This is a genomic window from Ramlibacter pallidus, assembly GCF_015070875.1.
Lineage (GTDB): Bacteria > Pseudomonadota > Gammaproteobacteria > Burkholderiales > Burkholderiaceae_C > Ramlibacter > Ramlibacter pallidus.
In genome coordinates this window covers 764,086-781,506 of record NZ_JADDIV010000002.1, presented here as the reverse complement: position 1 = coordinate 781,506, position 17,421 = coordinate 764,086, and the positions used below count along the sequence as shown (strand labels likewise).

General features: G+C 69.4%; 16 protein-coding genes. 11 read left to right on the top strand and 5 right to left on the bottom strand.

Annotated elements, in window-relative coordinates:
* Nucleotides 1–28: 28 nt before the first annotated feature.
* The 4 genes from recQ to IM787_RS08655 all read left to right on the top strand — a co-directional run bounded on the left by recQ (nt 29) and on the right by IM787_RS08655 (nt 5,062).
* Entirely contained in the window at nt 29–1,918 is a 1,890-nt protein-coding gene (gene recQ / locus IM787_RS08670) for a DNA helicase RecQ (protein ID WP_435531149.1), read from the top strand.
* A gap of 186 nt (nt 1,919–2,104) precedes the next feature.
* Nucleotides 2,105–3,202, top strand: a complete 1,098-nt coding sequence (locus tag IM787_RS08665; RefSeq protein WP_193676218.1) for a sensor histidine kinase — start codon at nt 2,105–2,107, stop codon at nt 3,200–3,202.
* On the top strand, nt 3,195–4,709 hold the full coding sequence (locus IM787_RS08660; protein ID WP_227494171.1) for a DUF7125 family protein: 1,515 nt from the start codon (nt 3,195–3,197) through the stop codon (nt 4,707–4,709). The genes IM787_RS08665 and IM787_RS08660 overlap by 8 nt, the downstream gene beginning before the upstream one ends.
* The gene (locus tag IM787_RS08655; RefSeq protein WP_193676217.1) at nt 4,706–5,062 is read left to right on the top strand and encodes a response regulator; all 357 of its coding nucleotides are present in this window, start codon (nt 4,706–4,708) and stop codon (nt 5,060–5,062) included. The genes IM787_RS08660 and IM787_RS08655 overlap by 4 nt, the downstream gene beginning before the upstream one ends.
* A 6-nt stretch (nt 5,063–5,068) precedes the next feature.
* Here the strand turns inward: IM787_RS08655 and IM787_RS08650 are convergent, their stop codons facing one another.
* The gene (locus tag IM787_RS08650; protein ID WP_193676216.1) at nt 5,069–7,369 is read right to left on the bottom strand and encodes an ATP-binding protein; all 2,301 of its coding nucleotides are present in this window, start codon (nt 7,367–7,369) and stop codon (nt 5,069–5,071) included.
* Nucleotides 7,370–7,482: 113 nt separating this feature from the next.
* Here IM787_RS08650 and IM787_RS08645 point away from each other — a divergent pair, with 113 nt between their 5' ends.
* Genes IM787_RS08645 through IM787_RS08635 form a run of 3 tightly spaced genes read left to right on the top strand, consistent with a single transcriptional unit; the run spans nt 7,483 to nt 9,305 of the window.
* Nucleotides 7,483–8,682, top strand: coding sequence for a threonine ammonia-lyase (locus IM787_RS08645; RefSeq protein ID WP_193676215.1), 1,200 nt, complete (start codon nt 7,483–7,485; stop codon nt 8,680–8,682).
* Nucleotides 8,682–9,086, top strand: a complete 405-nt coding sequence (locus IM787_RS08640) for a PaaI family thioesterase (RefSeq protein ID WP_193676214.1) — start codon at nt 8,682–8,684, stop codon at nt 9,084–9,086. Before IM787_RS08645 ends, IM787_RS08640 begins: the two co-directional genes overlap by 1 nt.
* Nucleotides 9,087–9,140: 54 nt before the next feature.
* Complete coding sequence (locus tag IM787_RS08635; RefSeq protein ID WP_193676386.1) at nt 9,141–9,305, top strand: hypothetical protein; 165 nt, start codon at nt 9,141–9,143, stop codon at nt 9,303–9,305.
* 4 nt (nt 9,306–9,309) lie between these two features.
* Here IM787_RS08635 and IM787_RS08630 read toward each other — a convergent pair whose 3' ends face one another.
* Nucleotides 9,310–10,329 carry a GlxA family transcriptional regulator gene (locus IM787_RS08630; RefSeq protein WP_193676213.1) on the bottom strand — a complete coding sequence of 340 codons (1,020 nt, stop codon included), beginning with the start codon at nt 10,327–10,329 and terminating at the stop codon, nt 9,310–9,312.
* 132 nt (nt 10,330–10,461) lie between these two features.
* On the opposite strand from IM787_RS08630, the gene IM787_RS08625 reads away from it, so the two are divergent.
* On the top strand, nt 10,462–11,532 hold the full coding sequence (locus IM787_RS08625; RefSeq protein WP_193676212.1) for a class I SAM-dependent methyltransferase: 1,071 nt from the start codon (nt 10,462–10,464) through the stop codon (nt 11,530–11,532).
* Nucleotides 11,533–11,840: 308 nt separating this feature from the next.
* Nucleotides 11,841–13,691 carry a phosphoenolpyruvate carboxykinase (GTP) gene (locus tag IM787_RS08620; protein WP_193676211.1) on the top strand — a complete coding sequence of 617 codons (1,851 nt, stop codon included), beginning with the start codon at nt 11,841–11,843 and terminating at the stop codon, nt 13,689–13,691.
* Between the two features lie 57 nt (nt 13,692–13,748).
* Here IM787_RS08620 and IM787_RS08615 read toward each other — a convergent pair whose 3' ends face one another.
* The 3 genes from IM787_RS08615 to IM787_RS08605 all read right to left on the bottom strand — a co-directional run bounded on the left by IM787_RS08615 (nt 13,749) and on the right by IM787_RS08605 (nt 14,735).
* Nucleotides 13,749–14,075: a hypothetical protein gene (locus IM787_RS08615; protein ID WP_193676210.1), complete on the bottom strand. Its 327-nt coding sequence runs from the start codon at nt 14,073–14,075 to the stop codon at nt 13,749–13,751.
* Between the two features lie 130 nt (nt 14,076–14,205).
* A complete protein-coding gene (locus IM787_RS08610) occupies nt 14,206–14,409 on the bottom strand; it encodes a hypothetical protein (RefSeq protein ID WP_193676209.1) in 204 nt (67 codons plus the stop codon).
* A 14-nt stretch (nt 14,410–14,423) separates the two neighbouring features.
* Complete coding sequence (locus IM787_RS08605) at nt 14,424–14,735, bottom strand: hypothetical protein (RefSeq protein ID WP_193676208.1); 312 nt, start codon at nt 14,733–14,735, stop codon at nt 14,424–14,426.
* A gap of 117 nt (nt 14,736–14,852) precedes the next feature.
* Between IM787_RS08605 and IM787_RS08600 the strand changes: the two genes are divergently transcribed.
* Together IM787_RS08600 and IM787_RS08595 are read left to right on the top strand one after the other, a co-directional pair.
* A complete protein-coding gene (locus IM787_RS08600) occupies nt 14,853–15,812 on the top strand; it encodes a LysR family transcriptional regulator (protein WP_193676207.1) in 960 nt (319 codons plus the stop codon).
* 36 nt (nt 15,813–15,848) lie between these two features.
* Nucleotides 15,849–17,420, top strand: a complete 1,572-nt coding sequence (locus IM787_RS08595) for a sensor histidine kinase (RefSeq protein ID WP_193676206.1) — start codon at nt 15,849–15,851, stop codon at nt 17,418–17,420.
* Nucleotide 17,421: the final 1 nt, after the last annotated feature.

The window sequence follows — 17,421 nt, the reverse complement described above, 5'->3', positions numbered from 1 at the left end:
GCGGTCGGCGCGGGACGTCCGCCCGGCGTTGGGAAGGCGCCTCGGGGACAATCGGTCCATCTTGACTTCCGCCCTCGCCATCCTCAAGGAAACCTTCGGCTACGACGCCTTCCGCGGCGCGCAGTCGGAGATCATCGACCACGTCATCGCCGGCGGCGACGCGCTGGTGCTCATGCCCACCGGCGGCGGCAAGTCGCTGTGCTACCAGGTGCCGGCCTTGGCGCGCCAGCAGGCCGGCCACGGCACCGCCATCGTGGTGTCGCCCCTCATCGCGCTGATGCACGACCAGGTCGGCGCGCTGCACGAACTGGGCGTGCAGGCCGCTTTCCTGAACTCCACCCTGAGCATGGAGGAGGCCAACGACGTCGAGCGGCGCCTGCTGCGGGGCGAGCTGAGCCTGCTGTACGCGGCGCCGGAGCGCGTGAGCACGCCCCGCTTCCTGTCGCTGCTGGACACGCTGCACCGCGAACGCAAGCTGAGCCTGTTCGCCATCGACGAGGCGCATTGCGTCAGCCAGTGGGGCCACGACTTCCGCCCGGAGTACCGCGCCCTCGCCGTCTTCCACGAGCGCTTCCCGGGCGTGCCGCGGATCGCGCTGACGGCAACGGCGGACGACACGACGCGGGCCGACATCGTGCAGCACCTGCAGCTGGAAGAGGCACGCCAGTTCGTCAGCAGCTTCGACCGCCCGAACATCCGCTACACGATCGCCGAGAAGAAGGACGCCACGCTGCAGCTGCTGCGCTTCATCGAGCGCGAGCACGCCGGCGAGGCCGGCATCGTCTACTGCCAGTCGCGCAAGCGGGTGGAGGAGATCGCCGAGCTCCTGTGCAAGGAAGGCATGGACGCCCTGCCGTACCACGCCGGGCTGGATGCGGAAGTGCGCCAGCGCCACCAGGACCGCTTCCTGCGCGAGGACGGCGTGGTGATGACGGCCACCATCGCCTTCGGCATGGGCATCGACAAGCCCGATGTGCGCTTCGTCGCCCACCTCGACCTGCCGAAGAACATCGAGGGCTACTACCAGGAGACGGGCCGCGCCGGCCGCGACGGCCTGCCCTCGGACGCCTGGATGGCCTACGGCCTGCAGGACGTGGTGAACCAGCGGCGCATGATCGATGAGAGCCCCGCCGCGGAAGAGTTCAAGCAGGTGCTGCGCGGCAAGCTCGACGCGCTGCTGGCGCTGGCCGAGGCGACGGACTGCCGGCGCGTGCGGTTGCTGGCCTACTTCGGCGAAGCCTCGCAACCTTGCGGGAACTGCGACAACTGCCTGTCGCCGCCGCCGATCTGGGACGGCACCGAGGCGGCCCGCATGCTGCTGTCCACCATCTACCGCGTGCAGCAGGCCAACGGCCTGCACTTCGGCGCCGGCCACCTGATGGACATCCTGCGCGGCAAGGCGACCGACAAGGTGAAGCAGTTCGGCCACGAGCGGCTCTCCACCTTCGGCATCGGGGCGCACTTCTCGGAGCAGCAGCTGCGCGGCGTGCTGCGCCAGCTGATCGCCACCGGCGCGCTGGCCGTCGACGCCTCGGCGTACAGCACGCTGCACCTCACGGCCGAATCCCGTGCCGTGCTCAAGGGCGAACGCCAGGTGCTGCTGCGCGAGTCGGTGTCGCAGCCGGCCGGGCGCAGCCGGACCCGGGAGCGCGGGGCGCGCGCCACACCGGCGGTGGCGCAGGCGCTGGATGCCGGCGGGCAACAGCGCTTCGCCGCCCTCAAGTCCTGGCGGGCGGAGGTCGCCAAGGCCCACAACCTGCCGGCCTACGTGATCTTCCACGACGCGACGCTCGCCGCCATCGCGGCGCTGGACCCGCGCTCGCTGCGGGAGCTGGAAGGCGTCAGCGGCATCGGCGCGAAGAAGCTGGAAACCCACGGGCCGGCCGTGCTGGACGTACTGCAGGCGGTCGCCGACTGACCGACGGGCGGACCGTCCCCCGCCGGACCGGGCGTGTTGACGGGCTCGGGCAAGGACGATCGGCGCAAGCCTACAAGATGAGCCACGGTGCCCGGCTTATCTTCCCTGCCATGCCTGCGGATGCCTGGACGGATCCGACCCACGCGCCACGGGGTGCGTGCGGGACGGCCTTTTCCGCCAGAAACCTTGAACCACGAAGCCTTTTCCCTGCCGAACCAGGACCTGCCCTCCCGCGAGGACAGGCTGGAGCCCTTGCTGGAGGCGCTCGCCGACCACTGGCGGCACCGCGCCGACACGGCCTTGCCCGCGCCGCTGCCCGAGTGGCTGCTGCGCAAGCTGCGCGCCCGGCTGGAGCGCGGCACGAGCGGCGGGGACGGCGTCACGGAGGCGCTGCCGCCGGCGGATTCGCCGCCTTCGGAAATGGTGCCCGCGCTGGACGCCATGGAGTTCGAGGCGCTGGCCGCCCTGCAGGACCAGGGACTCCTCACGCGCGACGCACTGGGTTCGGTCCACTCCATCTTCTCGGAAGCGCGGGCCGAACTCGCCAGCCGTTCTGAGCCGGGCCCGAGCGTCCAGCAGGCGCTGGCGGCGCGCGACCACCAGCTCTCCGTCGCCACGCACGAGCTGCGCACCCCCATCTCGTCCATCCTCCTGAACCTGCAATTGCTGGAGCGCACCGCGCGCTCGCGCGGCACGCTGGACAGCGGCACGGTGATGAAGCTGCTGGCAGTGCCCTCGCGGCAACTCCGCCGCCTGATCAGCATGGTCGACCTGCTGCTCACCAGCGCCCAGGTGGAGAACGACCGGCTGGTGCTGAACCCGCAACCGATGGACCTGTGCGACGTGGTGCACGACGTCGCCGGCCGGCTGTCCGAACTGGCGCGTGCGGCCGGCGCCGAACTGGACCTGAGCGACTGCCATCCGGTCAAGGGCGTCTGGGACCGCCTGCGCCTGGAGCAGGTGGTGCACAACCTCCTGACCAACGCCATCAAGTACGGCGGCGGCAAGGTGGAAGTGCACACCTACGAAACCGGAGAGGCGCGCATCGTCGTGCGCGACAACGGCCGCGGCATCGCCACCGAGGACCACGAGCGCATCTTCGAGCCCTACGAACGCGTGCACTCCGGCGGCACCGAGGAGGGCGCGGGCCTCGGCCTCTACATCGTGCGCGAGATCGTGCGCGCGCACGGCGGGCAGATCGCCGTGGACAGCCAGGCGGGCCGTGGCGCGACCTTCGTCGTCACGCTGCCCATGAAAGCGCCGGGAGGAACGCAACTTGGCTAGCAGGCACCAGGACCCCGGGCGCATCGCCGCCCGGAGCCCGTCGTCGGCCCCCACCGGCCCGGCCCGCATCGAAAGCGGCATCCCGCGGCTGGACTTCATCCTCAAGGGCGGCTTCTTCGAAGGGGGCACCTACACGCTGTACGGCCCGCCGGGCGCCGGCAAGACGATCGTCGCCAACCAGCTGTGCTTCAACCACATCGCGATGACGGGGCGCCACTGCGTGTACCTGACGGTGCTGGCCGAATCGCACGGCAAGATGCTGCGCCACCTGGGCAGCCTGAGCTTCTTCGACGCCACCGTGGTGGGGCGGCAGCTGAAGTACATCGCCGGCTACCAGACGCTGAAGAACGAAGGCCTCGAAGGCCTGCTCGCCCTGATCCGCACGACGCTGATGCAGGAGAAGCCGAGCATCTTCGTGATCGACGGCCTCGAGTCGATCGAGCAGGCGGCCGGGCCGCGCGCGCAGGCCAAGGAGTTCCTGAACCAGCTGCAGGCCTCCACCGCGCTCACCGGCACCACGACCCTGTTGTGCGCCGTGGAGCAGCCCGAGCAGTCGCGGCGCGACGAGAACGCGATGGTCGACGGCGTGATCGAGCTGTCGGACCAGATGATCGGCCCCCGCGCCGTGCGCGAACTGACGGTGCACAAGTTCCGCGGCTGCGGCTACCTGCGCGGCCGCCACGAGGTGGAAATCACCAGCCAGGGGATGCAGATCCACCCCCGCACGGAGATCCAGTTCGACCAGCCGCCGCAGCAAGCCACCGAGCAACGCCAGCGCATGGCCTTCGGCATCCCCGAACTCGATCGCATGATGAACGGCGGCGTGCTTTCCGGTTCCACCCTCGCCCTGCTGGGGGCCCCGGGCTCGGGCAAGACGACGCTGGGCCTGAGCTTCCTGGTGGAAGGCGCGCGCCACGGGCAGAAAGGCATCTACTTCGGCTTCTACGAGCCGCCGCCGCGGCTGCTGGAGCGCGTGGGCGCCATGGGCATCCCCCTGCGGCGCTACGTCGAGGACGGCCTGATCGAACTGATCTGGCAGCCGCCGCTGGAACACTACATGGATTCGCTGGCGGAGTCGCTGCTGGAGAAGGTGCGCAGCGAGCAGCACGGACGCCGGCGCCTGTTCATCGACGGCGTGCAGGGCTTCAATGCCGCCGCCGTGTACGAGGACCGCATGCCGCGCTTCCTGTCGGCGCTGACCAACCAGCTGCGCACCTGGGACGTGACCACCGTGATGTCCGAGGAGCAGCCCCTGTTCGGCACGCAGGTCGAACTGCCCAACCCCGAACTCGCGCACGTGGTCGAGACGGTGATCCTGCTGCGCTACGTGGAACTCAAGTCGCAGCTGCACCGGCTGCTGTCCATCATGAAGATGCGCGAAAGCGTGTACGACACCTCGATCCGCGAGTTCACCATGAACGAGCACGGCGTGGAGGTGAGCGGATCGTTCGAGAGCGCCGAAGCCATCCTCTCCGGCTTCCCCCGCACGCGCGGAGGCCCGCCGTGAAGACGATCCTGGTGGTGGACGACGAATACGACCTGCTGCAGACGATCTGCGCGACGCTGGAGCTGGGCGGCTACCAGCCGGTGCCCGCCGGCAACGGTCGCGCCGCGCTGCAGATGATCGAGGCCGAGCGGCCCGACCTGGTGCTGACCGACGTGATGATGCCGTACATGTCGGGCTACGACCTGGTCAGCGAGATCCGCAAGCTGCCCGATGGCAAGGACATCCCGACCGTCCTCATGAGCGCGATCGACCCGTCGCAGCATCCGGAGGGCAGCTGGGACAAGGTGCTGCCCAAGCCCTTCACGCTGGATACGCTGCTGGAGACGGTGGAGGGGCTGATCGGTCCGGACTGAAGCGCGCTACTGCACGAAGCCGATGCCGCGCGCCTCGCGCACCTCGGGCTTGATGCGGTGCTCGGCCTCCAGCTGCTCGAGGAACTCCTCGGGCGAGAGCTGCGCCGCGAGGATCTCGACCTGCCGTTTCACGGCGGCGAAGTCGCCGGGACAGAGCTGGTCGAGTTTCGCCAGCCGTGCCGCCGCCGCGTCGCCCAGCGCCGTGGCGTCGCCGGCGAGCGCTTCGGTGACGAACATGCGTTCGCGCTGCGCCGCCGTCAGCGGCTTGAACCGGATCTTGAAGGCGAAGCGCCGCAGCGCCGCCTGGTCGATGCGGTCCATCAGGTTGGTCGTGCAGATGAAGATGCCGGCAAAGCGTTCCATGCCCTGCAGCATCTCGTTGACCTCGGTCACTTCGTAGGTGCGCTGCGCGCCGCGGCGGTCCTGCAGGAAGCTGTCGGCCTCGTCCAGCAACAGCACGGCCTTTTCGTTCTCGGCCTCCCGGAACATCGCCGCCATGTTCTGCTCGGTCTCGCCGACGAACTTGCTCATGAGGTCGCTGGCCTGCTTGACCAGCAAGGGGCGGTCGAGGCTGCGCGCGATGTGTTCGGCGAGCGCCGTCTTGCCGGTGCCGGGCGCGCCGTAGAAGCACAGCGTGCCATGGCCACGCGCCTTCAGCGCGTCGACGATGCGCGGCACTTCGAAGCGCGACTCCACGTTCAGCATCTCGAGGTCGTACGTGGTGACGCTGCGGCGCTCGCCGGCGCCGGCGCTGCGGGTGCCGAGCGCGCGGTCGGCATTGCGCAGCTGCCGCTCGATCAGGTCTTCCACCGGCACGCCCTGTTCCGTCGCCAGGCCCGCGAAGCGCACCGCGGTGCGGATCTGCGCCGGCGTGAGCCCCTTGCGTTCGGTCAGCTTTGCCACGAACGCGGCGGACACCTCGACACCTTCGAGCGTCTTGCGCACCAGGCCCTCGCGGGCGCCGGGCGGCGGCGACTTGAGTTCCAGGTGGTAGGCGAAGCGCCGCCGGAACGCGGGATCGATCTGCTCGATGCGGTTGGTCACCCAGATCGTCGGCACCGGGTTGGATTCGAGGATCTGGTTGACCCAGGCCTTGCCGCTGACGCTGCCAGAGGGCGGCGCCACCACCTGCTCGGCGCGCGCCATGAGCTGTGCCGCCTCGCTGGAGATCGGCGGGAACACGTCCTCGACCTCGTCGAACAGCAGGGCCGCCTGCGAACTGCCCTTGAGGAAGACCTGCGCGATCTGCAGCGACCGGTAGCGGTCGCGCCCCGACAGCGAGTTGCCGTCGCGGTCGGCATACTCGACCTCGAACAGTTCCAGCCCCGCGGCCTGCGCCACCACCTTGGCCAGTTCGGTCTTGCCGGTGCCGGGCGGGCCGTACAGCAGCACGTTGACGCCGGCTTCCTTGCGCTCCACCGCGTTGCGCAGCAATGCCTTGAGCACGCGCGCGTCCTCCGCCACGAAGTCGAAATCGTCCAGCGACAGTTCGCTCTTGGCGGACGGCCGGGTGAACACCGCCATCAGCTCGCTCTGGTCGCGGTATTCGCGCATGAGCACCGGCGGCAGCTTTTCGCTGACCTTCATCAGGTCGGCCAGGTCCGTGATGTTGTGCTCGGAGATCAGGTTCTCGACCAGGCCGATGCGTTCCAGCCGCGAGCCCGCGCGCAGGGCCTCGCCGACCTCGGCGGCGTTCACGCCCGCCACTTCGGCGATGGCGGCGTAGGCCTCCGGCGCGTTGTTCACCTTGAATTCCACCAGCAGGCTGCGCAGGTCGCGCTGGTAGCGCGCCAGGGTGCCGTACAGCAGCAGGGCGCGCTCGGCCTTGTTCAGTTGCAACAGGCTGGCCAGCGCGTCGATGTTCTTCTCGACCAGCGTGGAGTGCTTCTTCAGCGCGTGCGTCAGCCAGTCGCCGGTGACGGCCAGCACCGACAGCAGGTCCTTGGGCTGGTCCTTGGCGTATTCGTCGAGGTAGAAGAAAAGCGTGCCTTCTTCGTAGGGACCGCGCCAGACGCCGTGGCGGTCGAGGAATTCGCGCGCAGCGAGCTGTTCGTGGCCGCGCCAGAACTCGTTGTCCTTGCAGCGGCGGCCCAGGAATTCGCGCAGGCGGTCGAGCGAGGGGGCCGGCCACACCAGGTGGCGCCCGGCCAACGAGAGAAGCCCGTTCAGGTCGCGCCGCACGTTGAACTTGGCGCCCTGCTTGGCCGCCAGCGTCAGCACGAAGTGCGAGCACATCAGGTCCAGGACGGGGGCATCCTTGAGACCCGGCGAGGGCAGCACTTGCAGATCCAGCGAACGCTTGGCCAATCGACCTCCGTGGACAGTGGCGGCTTACGATAGCGCGACTTCATGCTACATGGAAGGATCATGACGTTGGGCCGTTTCGCGGCCGCGACGTGCAGGCCTTCACAATCCAGCCCATGATCGGCCTCCCAGACATCCGCCAAGCCGCCGCCCGCCTGCAAGGGCACGTGCTCGACACGCCCTGCGTGGAGTCCCGCATGCTGGGCCAGGTCACCGGCTGCCAGACCTTCCTGAAGTTCGAGAACCTGCAGTTCACCGCCTCCTTCAAGGAGCGGGGCGCCTGCAACAAGCTGGCCCAGCTGAGCAGCGAGGAACGGGCCCGCGGCGTGATCGCGATGAGCGCCGGCAACCACGCCCAGGGCGTGGCCTACCACGCGGAACGGCTGGGGATCCGCGCCGTGATCGTGATGCCGCGCTTCACCCCCATGGTGAAGGTGGAGCGCACCAGCGGATTCGGCGCCGAGATCGTGCTGCACGGCGACACGCTGGAAGAGGCGCGCAACCACGCGCAGGAGCTCGCCCGGCAGCAGCACCTGGTGTTCGTGCATCCCTACGACGACGAGGCCATCATCGCCGGCCAGGGCACCGTCGCCCTCGAGATGCTGGAAGCGGTGCCGGAGCTGGACACCCTGGTCGTGGCCATCGGCGGCGGCGGCCTGATCGGCGGGATGGCGGCGGCGGCCAAGGCGCTCAAGCCCTCCATCCGCGTGGTCGGCGTGCAGACGCTGCGTTTTCCCAACATGTACAACGCCGTCAAGCAGGCCGCGCTGCCGCAGGGCGGCTCGACCATCGCCGAGGGCATCGCGGTCGGGCGGCCGGGCACCTTCACCGAGGCGCTGGTGCGCCGCCACGTCGACGACATCGTGCTGGTCGACGAGGGGGATGTCGAGCAGGCCATCGTCATGCTGCTGGACATCGAGAAGACGCTGGTCGAAGGCGCCGGGGCGGCGCCGCTGGCCGCCCTGCTGAAGGAACCCGGCCAGTTCGCCGGCCGCCGGGTCGGCATGGTGCTGGGCGGCGGCAACATCGACCCGATGCTGCTGGCGGCCATCATCCACCGCGGCATGGTGCGCGCCGGACGGCTGGCGCGGATGCGGGTGTGCGCCCGCGACGTGCCGGGTTCGCTGGCCCGCATCACGGCCATCGTCAGCGAAGCCGGCGGCAACATCGACGAGGTCCACCACCAGCGGACCTTCACGATGCTGGCCGCGCAGAACGTCGAGATCGAGCTGGTCGTCCAGACCCGCGGGCGCGACCACGTGCAGGCACTGCTGCAGGCGCTGCGCGGCGCCGGATTCGAAGCCGAGGAGCAATGATGGACAAGGAAACCCTGCAGCGCGCGCTGCCCGACTATTTCGCCCCCTGGGTGCAGGCGCTGGGCCTCCAAGTGGAGGCCTTCGATGCCGACAGCGTGACGCTGCGCCTGCCGCAGAGCGACCAGCTCTCCCGCGTGGGCAACATGCTGTGCGGCCAGGCCATGATGGCCGCCGCCGACACGGCGATGGTGCTGGCGCTCATCAACCAGTCCGGCGCCTTCCGCCCCTGCACCACGGTGCAGACGAACACCAACTTCCTCAAGCCCCTGTCGGGCCAGGACGCGCTGGTGCAGGCCCGGATCGTGCGCGCGGGCAAGACCCTGGCCTTCGGCGAGATCGACATCCGCGGCGCCGAGGACGGCAAGAGCGCCTGCCGGGCGACGACCACCTACGCCCTCCTCTGACGGCCGCCCGGGAGGGGGGCGGTAGAATCGGGCCGTCAAGGAGCAGAGCCAACCATGTCCGCGTCGCAGCACCCCGTCCAGAACGCCCTCGAGAACGACGCCCCGATCGATCCGCACGATCCGGTGGAAGCCGTCATTCCCGCGATCCCGATCGTGCTGCCCATCGTCGGTGCCGCGCTGATGTTCCTGCTCGCCTTCATCGCCATCTACATGGCCTGACGCGCTAGCGCGCGAAGTCCGGGATCCGGAACCGCTTGCGATACGCCCCCGGCGCCATGCCGGTGGTCCGCCGGAACAGCCGGCGGAAGAACGCCGGATCCTCGTAGCCCACCCGCCAGCTGACCTCGTCCACCGGCGCATCGGTGCGCTCCAGCCTTCGCTTGGCGTCCTCCACGCGCAGCCGCTGCACGTAGGAGATCGGCGTCAGCCCCGTCGCCGCGGCGAAGCGGCGCTTGAAGGTGCGCTCCGCCAGCTTGGAGCGCCGGATCATCTCCTCCACCGGGTTGGCCACCGAGAAGTGCGCGTCCAGCCACTGCTGCGCGCTCAGGATCTCGCCGTCGCCATGGTCGTTGCGGCCCTCGAACACGATGTAGGGCGCCAGGCTGTCCTGGTGCCATTGCAGCGCGAACATGCGGGCGACTTCCTGGGCCACCGTGGCGCCGGCGTGCCGCGCGGTGAGGTACAGCACCAGGTCGTGCCAGGTGGTGGAGGCCCCGGAGCACACCAGTTCCTCGCGCCGGCCGGAGATGACCAGCACGCGCTCGGGGTGCACCGTCACCTTCGGGTACAGCGCCTGGAACTCTCGGTGGTACCAGAAGTGCACCGTCGCGTCGCGGCCGTCGAACAGCCCCGTCTCGGCCAGCAAGAAGATGCCGGAGCACGCGGAGCACAGCATCGCGCCGCCGGCGTGCATGCGCTGCAGCCACTGCAGCAGGCGCGGGTAGCGGTCGCGCACCCAGCCCTCCTCCCGCAGCACCACCGAAGGCACGATCACGATGTCGGTGGCCTCGATCTCGCTGATCGCGCGCTTGACCTGGAAGGGCACGCCGCTGGCCAGCGTCATCAGGCCGCTGCGCTCGCCGACGACCTCCACCTGGAACACGGACTGGCCCGGCCGGTCGCCCAGCCCCAGCAAGGCGGTCGCATTCAGCACGTCGAAGATGCCCGCGAGCGTCGACACCGAAGCCTCGGGCAGGGCCACGAGGCTGACGTGCGGGGGAGTCGACGCAAGGGTGCCGCGCATGCCGCCACTCTAGCGCCGTCGGCCGCGCCGGTCATGGCACGAATGGACCGGTCCCGGGCGAATCCGGCTCTGTGCGCCGCGGCCCGCCGAAACGACGATCCATGTCCTCACTTCCAACCTTCGAGGACTCCCATGGACGCATCCACCCCTTCCGAGCAGGACAAGCTCATGGCCTTCGCCATGCGCACCATCACCGACATCTCCGCCGGGTACATCGGCGTGATGGTCAGCCTGGGCGCCAGGCTGGGCCTGTACCGCGCGCTGGCCGACGCCGGCCCCACCAGCGCCTGCGAACTCGCCCGCCTCGCCGGCTGCGCCGAGCGCTACGTGCGCGAGTGGCTGAACGCGCAGGCCGCCGCCGGCTACATCGGCTACCACGCCGCCAGCGACACCTACGAGATGGCGCCGGAACAGGTGGCCGTGCTGGCCGACGAGGACAGCCCGCTGTACATCCCGCACGCCTGGAAGGTCCCCGCGTCGATGTGGTTCGACGAACCGAAGGCGATCGAGGCCTTCCGCACCGGCCGCGGCGTGGCCTGGGGCGAGCACCACGAGGGCATGGCCTGCGGCGTCGCGGCCTTCTACCGCAACGGCTACAAGGCCAGCCTGGTGCCCCAATGGCTGCCGGCGCTGGACGGCGTCGTCGCGCAGCTGGAAGCGGGCATCGCGGTGGCGGACGTCGGTTGCGGCCACGGCCATTCCACCCTGCTCATGGCGCAGGCCTTCCCGAACTCGCGCTTCCACGGCTTCGACACGCATGCGGCTTCGATCGTGCAGGCGCGCCGGAACGCCGAGGAAGCGGGCCTGGCCGACCGCGTGCAGTTCTCCCTGGCGAACGCGGTCGACTACCCGGACCACCGCTACGGACTGATCTGCTTCTTCGACGTGCTGCACGACCTGGGCGACCCGGTCGCGGCGGCGCGTCGGGCGGCCGACACCCTGGCGCCCGGCGGGACCGTGCTGCTGGTGGAGCCGTTCGCGAACGACCGGATCGAGGACAACCTCGGCACCGTCGGCCAGCTCTATTACGCGGGGTCCGCCCTGATCTGCTGCGCGCACGCCATCAGCGAGGGCGGCAAGATGGTGCTGGGGGCACAAGCGGGGCAGGCGCGGCTGGAGACCGTCTTCCGCAAGGCCGGCTTCACCCACGTCCGCCGGGCCGCCGAGACACCGTTCAACCTCGTGCTCGAGATCCGACGGTGAAGCCCATGCTCGACCCCGGCAGCCTCGCGGTTCTCTGGGTGGCGCTGTCGCTGCTCTGCCTGGGCGCGACGGCCTTGCTGGGCTGGATGCTCATGTGAACCGACATAAGGCCATGCATGTTTTGCATGGAATGCCGGCTGGAGAGGCGATGGCGAGCGGCTCAGCTCCCTAAAATGGCCCCTCCAGCCGACCCGGCGGTGGTTCATCCCCCCTCTGCAGCCGACTGTGTGCCAAGCCTGTTTTCACAAGGGCGCGCGACGCAGCTGCCTCCTTTGCGAAAACCGGTTTTCAACTTAGGAGCTTCGAGGATGAACTCTCCCGTGATGCAGGGCCTGAACCTGCAGACCCCGGCCTACGTGAAGAACGCCCGGCTGGTGGCGTGGGTGGCCGACATGGTGGCGCTGTGCAAGCCCGACCAGGTCTACTGGTGCGACGGCAGCCAGGAGGAATACGACCGCCTCTGCCAGCAGCTGGTGGACGCCGGCACCTTCAGGAAGCTCGACCCCGTCAAGCGCCCGAACTCCTTCCTGGCCTGCTCGGACCCGAGCGACGTCGCGCGTGTCGAGGACCGCACCTTCATCTGCTCGCAGAAGAAGGAAGACGCCGGCCCCACCAACAACTGGGTGGCGCCCGACGAGATGCGCAGGACGCTGCAGCCCCTGTTCGACGGCTGCATGCGCGGCCGCACGATGTACGTGGTGCCGTTCTCCATGGGCCCGCTGGGCTCGCCCATCGCGCACATCGGCATCGAGCTGTCCGACAGCCCGTACGTGGCGGTGAACATGCGCATCATGACGCGCATGGGCAAGGCGGTGTACGACGTGCTGGGCGTCAACGGCGATTTCGTGCCCTGCCTGCACACCGTCGGCGCGCCGCTGGAGCCGGGCCAGAAGGACAGCGCCTGGCCGTGCAACAAGACCAAGTACATCGTGCACTACCCCGAGACGCGCGAGATCTGGTCGTACGGTTCCGGCTACGGCGGCAACGCGCTGCTGGGCAAGAAGTGCTTCGCGCTGCGCATCGCGTCCACCATGGGCCGCGACCAGGGCTGGCTGGCCGAGCACATGCTGATCCTGGGCGTGACCTCGCCCGAGGGGAAGAAGTACCACGTGGCGGCGGCCTTCCCGTCGGCCTGCGGCAAGACCAACTTCGCCATGCTGATCCCGCCCAAGGGCTTCGAGGGCTGGCGGGTCACCACCATCGGCGACGACATCGCCTGGATCAAGCCGGGCGCCGACGGCCGCCTGTACGCCATCAACCCGGAAGCGGGTTACTTCGGCGTCGCCCCCGGCACCAACACGCTGACCAACCCGAACTGCATGGCCAGCCTGGACAAGAACGTCATCTTCACCAACGTCGCGCTGACCGACGACGGCGACGTGTGGTGGGAAGGCATGAGCGAGCCGCCGGCGCACGCCATCGACTGGCAGGGCAAGGACTGGACGCCGCAGCTCGCCAAGGAGACCGGCGCCAAGGCCGCGCACCCCAACGCGCGCTTCACCGTGGCGGCAATCAACAACCCGGCCCTCGACCCGGCCTGGGACGACCCGGCCGGCGTGCCGATCGATGCGTTCATCTTCGGCGGCCGCCGCTCGACCACCGTGCCGCTGGTGACCGAAGCCAACGACTGGGTGGAAGGCGTCTACATGGCCGCCACCATGGGCTCGGAGACGACCGCCGCCATCATCGGCGCGCAGGGCGTGGTCCGCCGCGACCCCTTCGCCATGCTGCCCTTCACCGGCTACAACATGAGCGACTACTTCCAGCACTGGCTGAACCTGGGCCGGAAGCTGGAGGGCTCCGGCGCGAAGCTGCCCAAGATCTTCACGACCAACTGGTTCCGCAAGGGCGAGGACGGCAAGTTCATCTGGCCGGGCTACGGCGAGAACATGCGCGTGCTCAAGTGGATGATCGACCGCATCGAGGGCAAGGTGGCCGGCGAGACCCACGCCTTCGGCATCAGCCCGACCTACCAGGAACTGAACTGGGAAGGCCTGCCCTTCACGCAGCAGCAGTTCGAGCAGGTCACCAGCATCGACCTGCCGGCCTGGGAAAAGGAACTGGAGCTGCACCACGAGCTGTTCCAGCAGCTGGAGCACCGCCTGCCGCAGGAGCTGAAGACGACCAAGGCGAAGATCGAGAAGCGCCTGGCGGCCTGAGCGCCAGGCGGGACGGAAAAAGGCGGCCGCGGCCGCCTTTTTTTCAGGTCGCGGCGATCAGCCCAGCCGGCACCACCAAGCCTGCGGGTAATAGTCCGGATTGGGCCGCTTCTGGCTGGTGCTGCGCGGGATGACTTCCGAGCCCTCGAAATGCAGCCAGCGCCCCTTGATCTCGGTGAGGACCGCGCGGTCCATGCACGGGATGACGTAGTCGCCGCCCGCCGTCCGGCTCAGGGTCGCGAGGTAGACGTTCCATTTCGGGCCGTTGCGGCCGATGAGGCGGATCCGCAAGGCGAGATCCCCGGTCGCCGGCCCCCGGCGCAGGATGGTGTCCCGGTCGAGCGCATGGCCTTGCTGGAACTGCCGGTACACCTGCGCTCTCACCCGGCCATGATACTGTGATTAAGCACAGTGCTTGGGCCACTGGCTGCAATGGAACGCGCCCGCCACCGCTCCGTCGGACGGACCATGAAAAAAGCCACCGCAAGGTGGCTCTTGTTCGTCGCGAGGGGAGTCAGTCGCGCCAGGGCTGCAGGCGGTAGGGCGGGGTGGCCGCCGGGGTCTGCGGTCCCGCCTTTTCCTGCAGCCAGAGGCGTTGGCGCTGTGCGGCCCGGCGCTGTGCCACGCGATGGGACCAGTGGTCCAGCAGCGACAGCAGCGGCCCGGGAAGCGCGCGCACGGCCTGGCTGATCAGCGAGTGTTGCGCGGCGGCAGCCATGGGAGGCCCCGGTCTCAGTAGTAGCCGCGCGTGTCGCGCAGCGCGTCACGGCTCATGGCGCGGCTGAGGTCGGCCATGACGCGCGCGTCGGACAGGGCGACGTTCCACAGCTTGTCGTCCTCGCGGCGCTGGCGGCGAGCGGCGGCCATGCCGGCGAAGCCGGTGCTCACCTTCGCGGAGAGGCGCGTCACGGGAGCACCGATCACCGACAGGGCGTTCAGGACGGTCCGGGCGGCACTGAAGCTGCCGAGCACCTCGAGGCCGCGGGTGACGCGGTTGAGGCCGGCATGCTGGACCGGATATTGGGCTTGGATGAATCGTGCCATGTGGACTTCCCCTTCGAAACGCTTGTGGCGAGATTGCCGGGTGCGTGGGACGAATCCTAGGGTCAACCCTGATATTCCGCCACTTTTGATTAGTGATGCATATCATTCACACAACGTATGGCTGCCCCAAACTTCCGCACCCTCGACCTGAACCTGCTGCGCGTTTTCGACCAGGTCATGGCCGAGCGCAACCTGACCCGGGCCGCGCGCAACCTCAACATGACCCAGCCGGCCGTGAGCAACGCGCTGAACCGCTTGCGCGACGCGCTCGGCGACCGGCTGGTCGGCCGCAGCGGGTATGGCGTGGAACCCACGCCGCGGGCGCTGGCCCTGTGGCCGGCCATCAGCGATGCCCTGCGGCAGCTGGAAGCCTCCATCACGCCGGGCGATTTCGTGGCCTCCGAATCGACGACCTCGTTCACGCTGGCGATGGCGGACGCGACGGCCGCCGAACTGATGCTCGGGCTGGTGGAGATCATGGAAAGCGATGCGCCGGGCGTGTCGATGCGTTGCGTGCCGCTCACCACGCGCGACCCCCGCCGCCTGCTGGACGAGGGCCAGATGGACGTGGCCGTCGGCTTCTTTCCCGCCGTGCTGGCCGACCTGACGGCGCAGGCGCAAGCCGGCGGCATGGCGGCCTTCGACCACCAGCGCCTGTACGACGGCCAGTACGTGTGCGTGATGCGCAAGGACCATCCCCTGTCGCGCGGACCGATGACGCTGGACCGCTTCTGCAAGGCACGCCACATGCTGGTGAGCTTTTCCGGCCGGCCCTTCGGCTTCATCGACGAGGCGCTGGCCTCGCTCGGGCGCAAGCGCCGCGTCGTCCTGACGGTCAACCAGTTCTTCACCGCCGGCCGGGTCGTCGCCGGCTCGGACCTGCTCACCGTGCTGCCGCGGCACTTCATCGACGTGACCGGGCGGGCCGACGAACTGGTGCAGCGGGAGCTGCCGTTCGACGTGCCGCCGGTGCACGTCGACGCGCTCTGGCACCGGCGGCAGGGACAGCGCAGCGACCATGCCTGGCTGCGGCTCGCGCTGGCGGCGGCGGCACGCAAGGCCTTCGCGCAAACCTGAACGCTCCAACTCGGCCGTAGCCTGTAGCATTCGCGCATGGCGCGCGCGCTGCCCCCCAACGACCCGGCCGGCGCCGCCGACGCACAGCTGCGCGCGGAGATCGCCCGCCGCACCGACGCGGAACGCAACCTCGCCGACGCCAATGCGCGCCTGCATGCGCTGCTGGCCACGGCGAGCGATCCGGTCGTCACCGTCACGAGCGTCGGCGCGGTGATCGACTGGAACCATGCGGCGGAACGCGCGTTCGGCTACACGCGCCAGGAGGCCCTGGGACGCAGCCTGACCGAACTGATCGTCCCGCCTTCGCACCGCGAGCGGCATGCGGCCGGGATGGCGCGCTACCTGGCCGGCGGCGAGCCGCGCATCCTGAACCGCCGCGTCGAGATGCAGGCGCAGCGCCGCAGCGGCGAGATCTTCGACGTGGAGCTCTCGGTGTGGCCCGTGCACACCGCGGGCGGCCTGACCTTCAGCTCCTTCGTGCGCGACATCTCGCAGCGCAAGGCCGCCGCCGCCGCGCTGGCCGCCTCGGAAGCGAAGTACCGCAAGGTGGTGGAGAACGTGAACGAGGGCATCCTCGTCACCGCCGCCGGCCGCATCCTCTACGCGAACCCGCGCGCCCTGGCCCTGACCGGGCAGGACGAGGCCTCCGCGATGGCGCGGCCCTTCATCGAGTTCATCCACCCCGAGGACCGCGAGCGCGTGCTGGCCAACCACCTGCGGCGCATGCGCGGCGAGCCGGTGGAGAACCACTACCAGTTCCGCGTGGTGCACCGCGACGGCAGCACGCGCTGGCTGGAGATCTCCGCCGTGCAGTTCGACTGGCAGGGCGCGCCCTCCACCCTCAACTTCCTCGTCGACGTGACGCAGCGCCGCCAGGCCGAGGAAGACATGCGCCATGCGCTGCAGCGCGAACGCGAGCTGTCGGAGATGAAGTCGCGCTTCGTGGCGGTCGCGTCGCACGAGTTCCGCACGCCGCTGTCGGCGATCCTGTCCTCGGTGGAACTGATCGAGGACTACGGCGACCGGCTGCCGCCGGCGGAGCAGCGCGAGATCCTGGGCCTGATCAAGACCTCGGTGCTGCGCATGAACGGCATGATCGAGCAGGTGCTGATGACCAGCAAGCTGGACTCGGGCAAGTTCGTGTTCCAGCCGCAGCCGACGGCCGTGCCGCAGCTGCTGGCGCAAGTCGCCGCCGAGATGGACCAGGCCAGCCGCCAGGCGCAGCGCATCGCCATCGACTGCCAGGGCGTCGACGACGCCCGCCTGCTCGACGCGCCGCTGGTGCGCCACATCCTGGTGAACCTGCTGGGCAATGCGTTGAAGTATTCGCCGGAGGACCGGCCGGTGCACTGCGTGGCGACGGGCGACGGCACCCGGCTGCACCTGCACGTGCGCGACCAGGGCATCGGCATCCCGGCGGACGACATGCCGCGCCTGTTCCAGAGCTTCCACCGCGGCGGCAACGTCGGCAACGTGCCGGGCACCGGCATCGGCCTGCACGTGGTGAAGCAGTGCGTCGACCTGCACCAGGGCGCCATCGCCGTCGAGAGCACGCCCGGCGGCGGCACCACCTTCCGCGTCGACCTGCACGCGCCGCGGGTGGCCTGAC